Origin of the sequence: Nitrogeniibacter aestuarii, assembly GCF_017309585.1 — a bacterium.
Classification (GTDB): domain Bacteria; phylum Pseudomonadota; class Gammaproteobacteria; order Burkholderiales; family Rhodocyclaceae; genus Nitrogeniibacter; species Nitrogeniibacter aestuarii.
In genome coordinates, this window is record NZ_CP071321.1 from 903,306 (window position 1) to 916,397 (window position 13,092).

Consider the following 13,092-nt stretch of genomic DNA (forward strand, 5'->3'; position numbering starts at 1 on the left):
GCATCGTGTCCGCTCATTGCGCTGACCAGCCCGCCCGGTCCGGCGCTCTGAGCAGTGCCAAGATATTTCCATCAGGTGGAATTTGCAGCGTGTCTCGGTGGGTGAGGATGCATATAGTGGAATCACGACACAAGAGCGCGAAAGCCAGATGCCAAAGGGGCATCGGAGAGCGCCGGTCGGATCAAACTTGATCAGGAGACATGGTATGTCACGCTATTCTGGGCGCCGTTTCGCACGGGCTCTCACCTTCACGTTCTTCGCCGCGCTGGGCGCCATCAGTCTGCCTTCTGCGCAGGCTGACACTTTCCCCGAGAAGCCGATCCGCTTCGTGGTGCCGTTCTCACCCGGCGGAGGCACCGATCTGGTCGCCCGCACCCTTGGTGCCGAGATCTCCAAGGATCTGGGCCAACCGGTCGTTATTGAAAACAAGCCGGGCGCGAGCACCATCATCGGCACCGACACGGTGGCCAAGGCCGATCCCGACGGCTACACGGTGGTGATTTCCACCGCGGCGCATGCGGTCAATCCGAGCCTGATGGCCAAGTTGCCGTACGACACCGACAAGGACTTTGCGCCCGTGATCCTGATCGCGCGCTCGCCCAACATCCTGGTAGTGAGGCCGGACAGCCCCTACAAGTCGGTGAAGGACATCCTTGCGGCCGCCGCCGCCAAGCCCGGCGAGCTGACGTTTGCCTCACAGGGAAGCGGCACTTCGGCCCATCTGGCCGGGGAGCTGTTCAAGCATCTGGGCAAGGTGGATCTGATTCATGTGCCCTACAAGGGCGCCGGCCCGGCGCTGACGGATCTGCTCGGTGGCCAGGTGGACATGATGTTCGCCACGGCCGCCGCCGTGGGCGGCTTTCTCGAAAGCGGAAAGCTGCGGGCGCTTGCGGTGACCACGGCCGAGCGTTCGCCGGCGCACCCCGAACTGCCGACCGTCGCCGAGGCGGGCCTGAGCGGGTTCGTGGCGGACAGCTGGTACGGCATGTACGCCCCGGCGGGTACGCCGCCGGAGGTGATCGCCAAGCTCAATGCGGCGGCGAACAAGGCAGCGCAGAGCGAGGCCTTCCGTAGCCGGGTCCAGCCCGAAGGCCTGATGATCAGCGTCGGTACGCCGGAGGCTTACGACCAGTACGTACGCGGCGAGATCGACCGCTGGGCCAAAGTCATCAAGGCCGCCCACATCACCACCAACTGAGCGGCCGGACCGACGCCGACACGCATCGGTCCGTGCCGGAATTCGTCCGGACATTCAAGGAAGACACCATTGGATACGCAAACTTTCATCGATCTTCAGGTTGTCGATGGCATCGCCACGCTCACGCTGAATCGCCCCGACAAGCGCAACGCCATGAGCGACGAGATGCGCACCCAGTTCATCCATGCGCTTGAGCGGGTCGCCGCCGACAAGGCGATCCGGGCGCTGGTGCTCACCGGCAGCGGCAAAGGCTTCTGCGCCGGCGGAGATATCACCGGCATGGAGCGGCGCATGCAGGCACCGGCCGGTGAGGTGGGCTTCAACGGCTGGCACCGTCAGCAACGCGTGCACCACACCCAGACCCTGCTGCACACCCTGCCCAAACCGACCATCGCCGCCGTCAATGGCGCCGCCTCGGGCCTGGGTGCCGATACCGCGCTGGCCTGCGACTTCATCATCGCCACCGATGCGGCCAGCTTCACCTGGTCCTACATCAAGCGCGGGATCATCCCCGACGGTGGCGGCATGTATTTCCTGCCGCGCCGCGTCGGCCTGTCGAAAGCCAAGGAGCTGATCTTCAGCGGGCGCACGGTGGAGATCGACGAAGCGCAGCAACTGGGCATCGTCGACCGGCGCGCCGGCACCGACACCCTGGTGGCCGAGGCGCAGGCCTGGGCTGCCGAACTGAGCCGGGGGTCGGCCACCGCGCTGGCGCTGGGCAAGACCATTCTCAACCAGAGCTTTGAACTGTCCGCGAGCCAGGTGTTCGCGCAGGGCAGCCAGGCGCAGGGCATCTGCTACACCAGCACCGAGCACCGCGAGTCCGTGATGGATTTTCTCGCCAAGCGCGCCGCCAAGAAAGCCTAACCCGGAAGCAAGGAACCGCACCATGGATGCCATTTCGAAACTGATCAAGCCCCGCAGCGTGGCCGTCATCGGCGCGTCTGCCGACCTCAACAAGACCGCCGGCCGGCCGGTGTCCTACCTGCGCAAGCACGGCTTCGACGGCGACATCTACCCGGTCAATCCGCGCGCCGAAACCATCGACGGGCTGCGTTGCTATCCGGACGTGGCCTCGCTGCCGGCGGTGCCCGACGTGGGCATCGTGCTGCTCGGCGCCGAGCGCGCCCACCTGGCGGTGCGCGACCTGGCTGCGCGTGGCGCGGCGGCGGCGATCGTGCTGGCCAGCGGCTACACGGAAACCGGCGCCGAGGGCGCCCGTCGCCAGAAGGAGTTGATCGAGGCGGCCGGCGACATGCGCCTGCTGGGCCCGAACACCATCGGGTTGGTGAACCTCACCGACAACATTCCGCTGTCGGCCAGCGGGGCGCTTGAAATGGAACACTTCCCGGTGGGCTCCATTGGTGTCGTGTCGCAAAGCGGCGGCATTCTCGGGGCCTTCCTGTCGCGTGCCGCGGCGCGCGGCATCGGCCTGTCCAAGCTCATCTCCACCAGCAACGAGGTCGATCTCGAGCTGGCGGACTTCATCGATCACCTGGTCGACGACGAGGCCACCCGCGTGATCGCGCTGTACGTGGAAACCATCCGCAATCCGGAGAAATTCCGCGCCGCCGCGCTCAAGGCGGCCCGCGCCGGCAAGCCGGTGGTGGCCTTCAAGATCGGGCGCTCCGAGGCCGGTGCCAAGGCCGCGGTGTCGCACACCGGCGCGCTGGCCGGCGCCGACCGCATGTACGACGCGCTGTTCCGCCAGGTGGGCGTCATCCGCGCGCAGACGTTCGGCGACCTGCTCGACATCCCCGCGGCGCTGTCCACCGCGCGGGTGCTCAAGGGACGGCGCGTGGCCATCCTGACCTCCACCGGGGGCGCGGGCACGCTGGTGTCCGACAGTCTTGGCGTGTCGGGCTTCGATACCCCGGCGCCCGACGAGGCGACTGCCGAGCGCTTGCGTGCCCTGCAGACCGGCGACCATGCCGCGCTCGACCGCAACCCCATCGACGTCACCCTGGCCGGCCTGCAGCCCGACCTGCTGCGCGGCGCGATCAATACCTTGCTCGATAGCCCCAGCTACGATGCACTTGTCATCATTGTCGGCTCGTCCAGCCTGGCGATGCCCGAGCTGATGGTCGGTGCGATCAAGGATTGCCTGCCCAACAGCAACAAGCCGGTGCTCGCTTACGTGAGCCCGCACGCCCCGGACCTGGCCGCGCTGCTCAACCAGCAGGGCGTGCCGGCCTTCACCGCGCCGGAAAGCTGCACCGTGGCGCTGGAATCCATGCTGCAGGCCTCCACCTGGCAGGTGCCGGGTGCCGAGGCGCTGCCGGCCCCGGTCGACGTCTCCGATTTCCCCGCCGGCTCGCTTGATGAAGCCCAGGCCAAGCAACTGTTCTCGCGTTTCGGCCTGCCGTGCGTGCGCGAGCGCATTGTCGAATCGGCACAAGCGGCCGAACAGGCGGCACGCGAGCTGGGCGGCCGGGTGGTGCTCAAGATTCTCTCGGGCGAGATCACCCACAAGAGCGACGTGGGCGGCGTGGCCGTGAATGTGGCTGCCGAGGACATCGGTGCCCGCCTGCAGCGCATGGCGGCCGAGGTGGAAGCGGCGACCGGGACGGTGCCGACCCGCTTCCTGGTGCAGGAAATGGTGTCCGGCGGCACCGAGCTGATCCTCGGCATGCATCGCGACCCGCTGGGCACGGCGGTGCTGCTCGGCATGGGCGGCGTGACGGCCGAGTTGTTCAAGGATACCGCCATGCGCCTGCTGCCGCCGGGCGGCGCCCTGAGCCGGGCGGAGGCGCTGGCCCTGGCGAAAGACCTCAAGACCTGGCCCTTGCTCGACGGTTTCCGCGGTCGCCCGAAAGCCGATGTCGAGGCCTTGGTCGGTGCCATCGTGGCCTTCTCCGCCATGGCGGCGCAGATGGGCGAGCGGCTGATCGAGGCCGAGATCAACCCCGTCTTCGTGCTCAACGAAGGGCAGGGTGTGCGCGCCGCCGATGGCGTCGTGGTTCTGGGCGCCTGAGCCGCGGGCCGTCACCGGAGAGTCGATCATGCTGCCACCGACCGCGACCACTGACGAAGCGACCCGCGCCGACCTGGGTGCGGTGGATGCGCGCGCGACGCGCCGCGTCGTCATCCGCGACGGGCGCGCCATGGTCTGGCGATGCTGGGGTCAGGGGCGTCCGCTGGTGCTGGTCCATGGCGGTCACGGCAGCTGGATGCACTGGGTCCACAACGTCGAGGCGTTGGCCGGGCATGCGCAGGTGTGGGTGCCGGAACTGCCCGGCTACGGCGATTCGGATGCCCCGGTCGGCAAGGATCTGGCCGCCGTGCTCGATCCGCTGGCGGAGGGCATGGAGATGCTCTTCGGCGAGGGGCCGGCGGTAGACGTGGTCGGGTTTTCCTTCGGGGGCCTGGTCGCGGCGCATCTGGCGACGCGCTGGACCGGCGTGCGGCGGCTGGCGCTGCTGGCGCCGGCCGGCCACGGCGGTGCGCGCCGACCGCGTGGGGAGCTGCGCAGTTGGCGCCATGCCGCGCGCGAAGGCGACGCGGCGACGCTGGCGGACGTCATGCGGCACAACCTGCGGCTGCAGATGCTGCATGACGAGACCGCGGTGGATGCCCTGGCGCTGCAGATCCACACCGACGCGTGCCTGCGCACCCGTTTTCGCAGCAAGGAAATTTCCCGTACCGGGGGCCTGGCGCACGTGCTCGATGCGTGTCCGGCGCCGGTCTTGCTCGCCTGGGGCGAACACGACGTGACCGTCGAGCCGCACGCGATGGCGGAGCAGCTGGCGAACGGGCGGCCGAACTGCCGCACGGCCATCGTGCCGGACGCGGGCCATTGGCTGCAGTACGAGCAGCCCCATCTTGTGAATCGCCTGCTGATCGACTGGCTGGGCGATGCAGCGCTGGAGAATTGATATGAACACGCGTGTGCGCATGGAGCGGGACGGCGATGTCGCCGTGCTCGTGATCGATAACCCCCCGATTAACGCCGGTTCGGCCGAGGTCCGCCAAGGGCTGCTCGAGGCCGTCGCCGCCGTTGGGTCGGATACGCAACTGAAGGCCGCCGTCATCATCGGCGCGGGGTCCACCTTCATCGCCGGGTCTGACCTGAAGGAATTCGGTCAGCCGCTGGCCGAACCGCAGTTGCCGACGGTCATCGCCGCCATCGAGGCCTGCCCCAAGCCCGTGGTGGCCGCCCTGCACGGGGCGGCCCTGGGGGGCGGTTACGAGCTGGCGCTCGGCTGCGATGCGCGCATCGCCGCGCCGGGCACCGTGGTCGGCCTGCCGGAGGTTACGCTGGGCATCATTCCGGGGGCCGGCGGCACGCAGCGCCTGCCGCGCCTGATCGGCGTGCCCAAGGCCATCGAACTGGTCTGTGCCGGGACACGTGTGAAGGCCGACACGGCCCACGGCCTGGGCATGGTCGATGCCGTTGCCGACGGCGAGCTGCGCGCTGCCGCGGTGGCCTATGCCCGATCGCTGGTCGATGCCAAGGCACGCCTGCGCGAACGTGCCGTGCCGGTCGCCAGTGACGACGAGATCGCGGCGGCCAGCCAGGGCGCGCTGCGCAAGGGCAAGCACCGCCCGGCCGTGAAGGCAGCAATCGACGCCATCGTGGCGGCGGCGCAACTGCCTTTCGATCAGGCCCTGGCGCGCGAACGCCTGGTCTTTCAGGAGCTGCGCCTGACGCGCGAAGCGCGCGCGCTGAGACACCAGTTCTTTGCCGAGCGCGAGGCGGCCAAGCTGCCCGACCTGCAGGGCATCGAGGCGCGCCCGGTCGAGCGGATCGCGGTGATCGGTGCCGGCACCATGGGCACCGGCATCGCCATTGCCGCGCTGGACGCCGGCTACCGGGTGAGCCTGCTGGAGCAGGACGAGGCCGCGCTGGCGCGCGGCAAGGCGCGGGTCGACGATCACTACGAGCGCCGCGCCGCGACCGGCAAGATGCGCCCCGACGCGGCCGACGAGTGCTGCGCGCGACTGCAGGCCGGACTCGACTGGACGGTGCTGTCGCAGGCCGACCTGGTCATCGAGGCGGTGTTCGAGGAGCTGGGCGTCAAACAGTCGGTGTTCCGCCGGATCGACGAATTCGCGCGGCCCGGTGCGGTGCTGGCCACCAACACCTCCTACCTGGATCTGGACGCCATCGCCCGCGCCACCGCCCGGCCGCAGGACGTTGTTGGCCTGCACTTCTTCAGCCCGGCCAACGTGATGCGCCTGGTCGAAGTGGTGCGCGGCGCCGACACCGCACCCGACGCACTGGCCACCGGCCTGGCGGTGGCCAAGCGGATGCGCAAGATGCCGGTGGTGACGGCCAACGCCTTCGGCTTCATCGGCAACCGCATCTACGCGGCCTATCGCCGCCAGTGCGAATTCATGATCGAGGAGGGCGCCTGGCCGGAGGAAGTGGACGCCGCTCTCGAGGCCTTCGGCTTCGCCATGGGGCCCTTCGCGGTGGCCGACCTGTCCGGCCTGGACATCGCCTGGCGGATGCGCCAGAGCCAGGCCGCCACGCGCGACCCCGCTGCCCGCTATGTCCACATCCCCGACCGCCTGTGCGAGGCCGGCCGGCTCGGCCGCAAGACCGGCGCCGGCTACTACCGCTATCCGGCCGAGGGCAAGAGCCGCGAGATCGACCCGGCGGTGCACGACATCATCGCCGCCGAGCGCGCCGCCAAGGGCGTTGTGCCGCGCGCACTGGGCACCGAGGAGATCCAGCGGCGCGCCCTGCTGGCGATGACCAACGAAGCGGCGCTGTTGCTGGGCGAGGGCGTGGCGCAACATGCTGGTGATGTGGACGTGGCCCTGGTCAATGGCTACGGCTTCCCGCGCTGGGAAGGCGGCGTGGTGTTCTGGGCGCGTGAGCGCGGGCGCGAAGCGCTCGCGGCGGACCTGGACGAACTGGCCCGTCTGAGTGGTCCCGGCTTTGTGCGCGGTGATCTGACCCACCTGTTCGAGGAGTGATCCGGAGATGACTGCCATCGAAGTGTTCGGCGCCTACGCCGACGTGTTTCGCGCGACGCCCTTGAGCGACGAGGTGATCCACCATGCCAAGCGCGCGGTGGTCGACTGGTATGCCTCGCTGTTCCCGGGCTTGGCCACCGAGCCGGTTCGCCTGCTCGAAACCACGCTGATTGACGATCTCGACCGCGGCGCCGCCCGGCTCGCGTTCGGGCGCAGCGCGACCACCCGTACGGCGGCACTGATCAACGGCGCGGCGGCGCATGCGGCCGAGGTGGACGACAGCTTCCGCGACGCCATGTATCACCCGGGCGCTGCGACCATCGCCACTGCCCTGGCGGTGGCCCAGGAGACCGAGGCAAGCGGCCTGGAGTTTCTGCGCGCGGTCGTGCTCGGTTACGAGATCTCGACCCGCATCGGCGTGGTCATGGGCCGGCCGCACTACACCTACTGGCACAGCACCGGCACCGTGGGGACCTTCGGCGCCGCCTCGGCCGCCGCCTACCTGTACGGACTCGACAGCCGCGCCTTCGCCCATGCGCTGGCGACGGCCGCCACCTTCGCCGCCGGCCTGCAACAGGCCTTCCGCATGGACTCCATGTCCAAGCCGCTGCACCCCGGGCGCGCGGCCGAGGGCGGCGTGCTGTCGGCGCAGCTCGCGGCGCGCGGGGTGACCGGTTCGCTCGACGTGCTCGATGGCGAGTCCGGCCTCGGTCAGGCCATGAGCGATGGACCGGACTGGTCCGCGGTCGGCGCGACGCTCGGGCACGATTTTCATGTCACCCGGCTGACGTTCAAGAACCACATCGGCTGTGGCCACACCTTCGCGGCCATCGACGGCGCCCTGGCGCTGCAGCGTGAGACGGGGCTCCATGCCGACCGGATCGCGCGCGTGCGTGTCGGCACCTATCGCCCGGCGCTGGACATCGCCTGCTACCAGAACCCGACGACGGTCAACGAGGCACGCTTCAGCCTCAAGTACGTGGTGGCCACGGCGCTGGTGCACGGCAGCGTGCGCCTGGCCGCCTACATGCCGGCCCGCCTCGACGACCCCGCCACCCGCGCGCTAATGGCGCGCATCGAGGTGGCGGTCGATCCCGAACTGGATGCCGCCTTTCCGGGCAAGCGCGCCGCGCGCATCGAATTCGAGACCGATACCGGCGAGCGTTTCAGCTACCTGCAACCCAACCGCAAGGGCGATCCGGAGGCGCCGCTGAGCGATGCCGAACTCGACGACAAGATGCTGGAACTGGCGATGCCGGTGATCGGCGACGGCGCGGCGCGGGCCTTGCTCGAACGCTTGCGCGTGCTCGACACCCTGGCGGCGCTGGACTGGTGAGTCGGCGCCACCGATCGATCAATTGAGGACAACACGATGACAATCGATGCATTCATCTGCGATGCGATCCGCACGCCCTTCGGCCGCTACGGGGGCGCACTGTCCGCCGTGCGGGCCGACGACCTGGGCGCGGTGCCGCTGCAGGCCTTGATGGCGCGCAACCCGGAGGTGGACTGGGAGGCGCTGACCGACGTGATCTACGGTTGCGCTAACCAGGCCGGCGAGGACAACCGCAACGTGGCGCGCATGAGCGCGCTGCTCGCGGGCCTGCCGGTCACGGTGCCCGGTTCGACGGTCAACCGCCTGTGCGGCTCGGGGCTGGACGCACTGGGCACGGCGGCGCGCGCCATCAAGAGCGGCGAGGCGGCTCTGATGATCGCCGGCGGCGTGGAGAGCATGAGCCGTGCGCCCTTCGTGCTGCCCAAGGCGACATCTGCCTTCACCCGCGCCAACTCGATCGAGGACACCACCATCGGCTGGCGCTTCATCAATCCGCTGATGAAGGCGCGCTACGGCGTCGATTCCATGCCCGAGACGGCCGAGAACGTGGCCACCGAATTCGGCATCGACCGCGCCGCGCAGGATCGCATGGCCCTGGCCTCGCAGCACAAGGCGCTGGCGGCGCAGCGAAGCGGCGTCTTCAATGCCGAGATCACACCGGTGAGCGTACCGCAGCGCAAGGGCGATCCGGTGGTGGTGGATGCCGACGAGCATCCGCGCGACACCAGTCTGGAGGCCCTGGCCGGTCTTAAGGGCGTGGTGCGCCCCGACGGCACGGTGACCGCCGGCAACGCCTCCGGCGTCAATGACGGGGCCTGCGCCTTGCTGCTGGCCGACGCCGGCAGCGCGTCGCGCCACGGTTTGAATCCCCGTGCCCGCGTTGTGGCGATGGCCACCGCCGGGGTGCCGCCGCGCATCATGGGCATGGGGCCGGCGCCGGCCACGCGCAAGGTGCTGGCACTGGCGGGTCTGACGCTCGAGCAGATGGATGTGATCGAGCTGAACGAGGCATTCGCCGCGCAGGGGCTGGCGGTGCTGCGCGACCTGGGGCTGGCGGATGACGATCCGCGCGTCAATCCGAACGGCGGCGCCATCGCCCTGGGGCATCCCTTGGGGGCTTCAGGCGCACGGCTGGCGACCACGGCAGTAAACCAGTTGCATCGAATCAAGGGGCGCTACGCGCTATGCACCATGTGCATCGGTGTGGGGCAGGGGGTGGCGGTCGTGCTGGAACGCGTCTGAGGGCGCGGGACGGATACGGCTGCGTCACAAGAACATAACGATCGAAAACGTCGCCCCGCCCGGTTCGGGATGCCGGTCGACGAAAAATGACAAGGAAGGAGACACAAGATGAACGGATTGATCAAGGGGCCCAAGGACTTCTGGACCGGGCTGCTCTATTTGACGATCGGGGGCCTGGCCGTCGTGATGGCCCGTGACTACGGCATGGGCGAAACCGCCCGCATGGGGCCGGGCTACTTTCCCACCGTGCTGGGCGGGTTGCTTGTGGTGTTCGGTCTGCTGTCGCTGGGGCGCTCTTTGATGCGTCGCGGCGAGGCCATCGGCACGATTGCCTGGAAGCCCATTGCGTTGATCGTTGGCGCCACGGTGGCTTTCGCCTACTTGCTCAAGCCCGCCGGCCTGGTTGTTGCGCTGCTGGCGCTCATCCTGATCAGTGCGTCGGCCAGTAGCAAGTTCCGCTTCGAATGGAAGGCGACCCTCGCCATGTTCGCGCTCATCGCGTTCTGTGCCGCGGTCTTCGTCGAGGGGCTCGGTATTCCGCTGCCCTTGTTCGGTACCTGGTTCGGTGCTTGAGGAGAAACGGAAATGGAAATGGATATTTTCTCGAATCTCGGGCTCGGGCTCGAGATGGCTGCCAGCTTCTCGAATCTGCTCTACTGCCTGATCGGCGTTTTCTTCGGCACCGCCATTGGCGTGCTGCCCGGGCTCGGCCCGGTGGCCACCATCGCGATGCTGCTGCCCCTCACCTTTGGTCTGCCACCGGTTTCGGCGCTGATCATGCTCGCGGGGATCTACTACGGCGCGCAGTATGGCGGGTCGACAACCGCGATCCTGGTGAACCTGCCCGGCGAGTCTTCATCGGTGGTGACCGCCATCGACGGCTATCAGCTGGCACGCCAGGGGCATGCGGGCAAGGCCCTGGCGGTGGCAGCGATCGGCTCTTTCGTGGCCGGTACCATCTGCACCTTCGTGATCGCCCTGGCGGCGCCACCGCTCACCGAAGTCGCGCTGAAGTTCGGTCCGGCGGAGTACTTCTCGCTGATGACGCTTGGCCTGGTCGCATCGATCGTGCTGGCCAGCGGTTCACTGCTCCACGCCTTGGGGATGATTCTCCTGGGCTTGTTGCTCGGCATGGTGGGTACCGATGTCAACTCGGGTCTGGCGCGCTATTCCTTCGATTCGCCCCACCTCACCGACGGCATCAACTTCGTGGTGGTGGCCATGGGTGTGTTCGGGCTCGGCGAGATCATTGCCAACCTGCAGCATGAAACGACCCGAAGCGTGACGGCGAGCAAGATCTCCGGCCTGCTGCCCAGCCGCGAGGATTTCAAGCGAATGATTGGTCCGGTGCTGCGGGGGACCGGCATGGGGACGGTGCTCGGCATTTTGCCGGGTGGCGGCGCGATGCTCTCGTCGTTCGCCTCCTACGCCCTTGAAAAGAAGATTTCACCGAACTCCGAGAACTTCGGCAAAGGTGCCATCGAAGGCGTGGCGGCACCGGAGTCGGCCAACAATGCCGGCGCACAGGCCTCGTTCATCCCGATGCTGACGCTGGGCATTCCGTCCAATCCGGTCATGGCGCTGATGATCGGCGCCATGATGATCCAGGGCATCCAGCCCGGGCCATCGGTGATGACCGAACAGCCCGAACTCTTCTGGGGCCTGATCGTGTCCATGTGGATCGGCAACGGCATGCTGCTGGTGCTCAACCTGCCGCTGATCAGCCTGTGGGTCAAGATGATTTCGGTGCCCTATCACTTGCTGTTCCCGGCCATTCTGGTGTTCTGCGCGATCGGTGTGTTCAGCCTGTCCAACAGCGCCTTCGATGTCTATCTGATGGCGGTGTTCGGCCTGGTCGGCTACCTGTTCCACAAGCTCGACTGCGAGCCCGCACCCTTGATGCTCGGGTTCATCCTCGGTCCGATGATGGAGGAATACCTGCGCAGGGCCCTGTTGTTGTCGCGGGGCGACGCGATGGTGTTCATCGAGCGTCCGATCAGCGGAACGATGCTTGTGATCGCCGTGATCGCGCTGATCGTGGTGATCTCGCCCGCCATTCGCAAGAAACGTGAGGAGGCTTTCTGTGAGGATGAGTGAAACCGCCCGGAGAGCCCGGAGGATGAGCATGAAAGGAGAGGGAGATGCCTGAGTTTTTGATGGAGTCGTCGTTCTGGATATCGGTGCTGCAGATCATTGCCATCGACATTCTGCTGGGGGGTGACAACGCGGTGGTGATTGCCCTGGCGTGCCGGAAGCTGCCGCCGAAGCAGCGCAGTCAGGGCATCGTGTGGGGCGTGGCGGGGGCGATCCTGTTGCGGGTGGTGCTGATCTTCTTCGCCCTGCAACTGCTGGCCCTTCCGTTCCTGAAGGTGGTCGGTGCGCTGCTGCTGCTGTGGATCGGCGTCAAGTTGCTGCAGCCCGAAGACGACGATGAGCATGCGAACGTCCAGGGCAGCACCAGCCTGTTCGGAGCGATCAAGACCATCATCGTGGCCGACGCGGTGATGAGTCTGGACAACGTGATCGCGGTGGCCGGTGCCGCCAAGGGGGACCTGAACCTGGTGGTCTTCGGCATCGTGGTGAGCATTCCGATCATCGTCTGGGGGAGCAAGCTGGTCCTGCGCCTGATGGATCGCTTCCCCGCCGTCATCACTGGCGGGGCTGCCCTGCTGGGCTGGATCGCGGGCAACATGCTGGTCACCGATGTGGTGGTCCAGCCGCTCCTGGAGGGGGCGCCAAGCTGGTTGCACTATGTCACGGCCGCGGTGGGCGCGCTCTTCGTCGTCCTGGTCGGTCGGGCACTGGCCGCCAAGGGGGCCGCCGGAAAAGGGCCGCTGGTGGATCTAGCCGCCAGCGAAAATTCCGCCTCAAACCGCTGAAGGAGCACACTCATGCTGAAGATTCTGTTGCCGGTCGATGGATCGGCCTACGGCGAGAAAGCCGTTGCCCATGTGCTCAAGTTGCGTGAGCAGTCCGCCGGCCTCGAGGTGCATCTGCTCAACGTCCAGATTCCGATCGAGTCTGGCCATGCGCGCATGTTCGTCGCGCACGACGAGCTTCAAGACTACTACCGTGACGAGGGGCTCGAGGCGCTCAAGGGCGCGCGGGCATTGCTCGATGCGGCCGACTTTCCCTATGTGTTCCACATCGCGGTCGGCCATGTCGCCGACACCATTCTGCGCTACGCGCAGGAGAAAGGCTTCGACAAGATCGTCATGGGCACGCATGGCCGGAGCGGCTTGATGCAGGTCCTGCTCGGTTCGATCTCGGAGGAGGTCCTCCGGCGCGCCGACATACCCGTGACGCTGGTGAAGTAGGGGAGGCGCCCGTGCGTGCCGACCCACATGGCGACCATGGGCCGCAAAGCGACCGGACAGACATGTGCCCGCGC

The 13,092-nt window shown here is 67.7% G+C and carries 11 protein-coding genes; all 11 read left to right on the forward strand.

Going from position 1 to position 13,092, the window contains the following annotated elements; genetic code table 11:
- The first annotated feature begins 205 nt into the window (after positions 1-205).
- The gene (locus J0W34_RS04215) at positions 206-1,198 is read left to right on the forward strand and encodes a tripartite tricarboxylate transporter substrate binding protein (RefSeq protein WP_230970808.1); all 993 of its coding nucleotides are present in this window, start codon (positions 206-208) and stop codon (positions 1,196-1,198) included.
- Between the two features lie 69 nt (positions 1,199-1,267).
- On the forward strand, positions 1,268-2,065 hold the full coding sequence (locus J0W34_RS04220; RefSeq protein WP_230970809.1) for an enoyl-CoA hydratase/isomerase family protein: 798 nt from the start codon (positions 1,268-1,270) through the stop codon (positions 2,063-2,065).
- Between the two features lie 22 nt (positions 2,066-2,087).
- Positions 2,088-4,172 (forward strand): acetate--CoA ligase family protein, encoded by a 2,085-nt coding sequence (locus J0W34_RS04225; RefSeq protein WP_230970810.1) that lies wholly within the window; start codon positions 2,088-2,090, stop codon positions 4,170-4,172.
- A 28-nt stretch (positions 4,173-4,200) separates the two neighbouring features.
- The gene (locus J0W34_RS04230; protein WP_230970811.1) at positions 4,201-5,073 is read left to right on the forward strand and encodes an alpha/beta fold hydrolase; all 873 of its coding nucleotides are present in this window, start codon (positions 4,201-4,203) and stop codon (positions 5,071-5,073) included.
- 1 nt (position 5,074) lies between these two features.
- On the forward strand, positions 5,075-7,123 hold the full coding sequence (locus J0W34_RS04235; RefSeq protein ID WP_230970812.1) for a 3-hydroxyacyl-CoA dehydrogenase NAD-binding domain-containing protein: 2,049 nt from the start codon (positions 5,075-5,077) through the stop codon (positions 7,121-7,123).
- A 7-nt stretch (positions 7,124-7,130) separates the two neighbouring features.
- On the forward strand, positions 7,131-8,459 hold the full coding sequence (locus J0W34_RS04240; protein WP_230970813.1) for an MmgE/PrpD family protein: 1,329 nt from the start codon (positions 7,131-7,133) through the stop codon (positions 8,457-8,459).
- A gap of 36 nt (positions 8,460-8,495) precedes the next feature.
- On the forward strand, positions 8,496-9,701 hold the full coding sequence (pcaF, locus tag J0W34_RS04245) for a 3-oxoadipyl-CoA thiolase (RefSeq protein WP_230970814.1): 1,206 nt from the start codon (positions 8,496-8,498) through the stop codon (positions 9,699-9,701).
- 108 nt (positions 9,702-9,809) lie between these two features.
- On the forward strand, positions 9,810-10,274 hold the full coding sequence (locus J0W34_RS04250; RefSeq protein ID WP_230970815.1) for a tripartite tricarboxylate transporter TctB family protein: 465 nt from the start codon (positions 9,810-9,812) through the stop codon (positions 10,272-10,274).
- A gap of 12 nt (positions 10,275-10,286) precedes the next feature.
- A complete protein-coding gene (locus J0W34_RS04255) occupies positions 10,287-11,798 on the forward strand; it encodes a tripartite tricarboxylate transporter permease (RefSeq protein ID WP_230970816.1) in 1,512 nt (503 codons plus the stop codon).
- A 44-nt stretch (positions 11,799-11,842) separates the two neighbouring features.
- Entirely contained in the window at positions 11,843-12,580 is a 738-nt protein-coding gene (locus J0W34_RS04260) for a TerC family protein (protein ID WP_230970817.1), read from the forward strand.
- A gap of 12 nt (positions 12,581-12,592) precedes the next feature.
- Complete coding sequence (locus J0W34_RS04265; RefSeq protein WP_230970818.1) at positions 12,593-13,018, forward strand: universal stress protein; 426 nt, start codon at positions 12,593-12,595, stop codon at positions 13,016-13,018.
- Positions 13,019-13,092 lie beyond the last annotated feature (74 nt).

Coding starts and splice junctions, on each gene's coding strand:
- J0W34_RS04215 (WP_230970808.1), top strand. CDS start 206: ATGTCACGCTATTCTGGGCGCCGTTTCGCACGGGCTCTCACCTTCACG.
- J0W34_RS04225 (WP_230970810.1), top strand. CDS start 2,088: ATGGATGCCATTTCGAAACTGATCAAGCCCCGCAGCGTGGCCGTCATC.
- J0W34_RS04230 (WP_230970811.1), top strand. CDS start 4,201: ATGCTGCCACCGACCGCGACCACTGACGAAGCGACCCGCGCCGACCTG.
- J0W34_RS04235 (WP_230970812.1), top strand. CDS start 5,075: ATGAACACGCGTGTGCGCATGGAGCGGGACGGCGATGTCGCCGTGCTC.
- J0W34_RS04240 (WP_230970813.1), top strand. CDS start 7,131: ATGACTGCCATCGAAGTGTTCGGCGCCTACGCCGACGTGTTTCGCGCG.
- pcaF (WP_230970814.1), top strand. CDS start 8,496: ATGACAATCGATGCATTCATCTGCGATGCGATCCGCACGCCCTTCGGC.
- J0W34_RS04250 (WP_230970815.1), top strand. CDS start 9,810: ATGAACGGATTGATCAAGGGGCCCAAGGACTTCTGGACCGGGCTGCTC.
- J0W34_RS04255 (WP_230970816.1), top strand. CDS start 10,287: ATGGAAATGGATATTTTCTCGAATCTCGGGCTCGGGCTCGAGATGGCT.
- J0W34_RS04260 (WP_230970817.1), top strand. CDS start 11,843: ATGCCTGAGTTTTTGATGGAGTCGTCGTTCTGGATATCGGTGCTGCAG.
- J0W34_RS04265 (WP_230970818.1), top strand. CDS start 12,593: ATGCTGAAGATTCTGTTGCCGGTCGATGGATCGGCCTACGGCGAGAAA.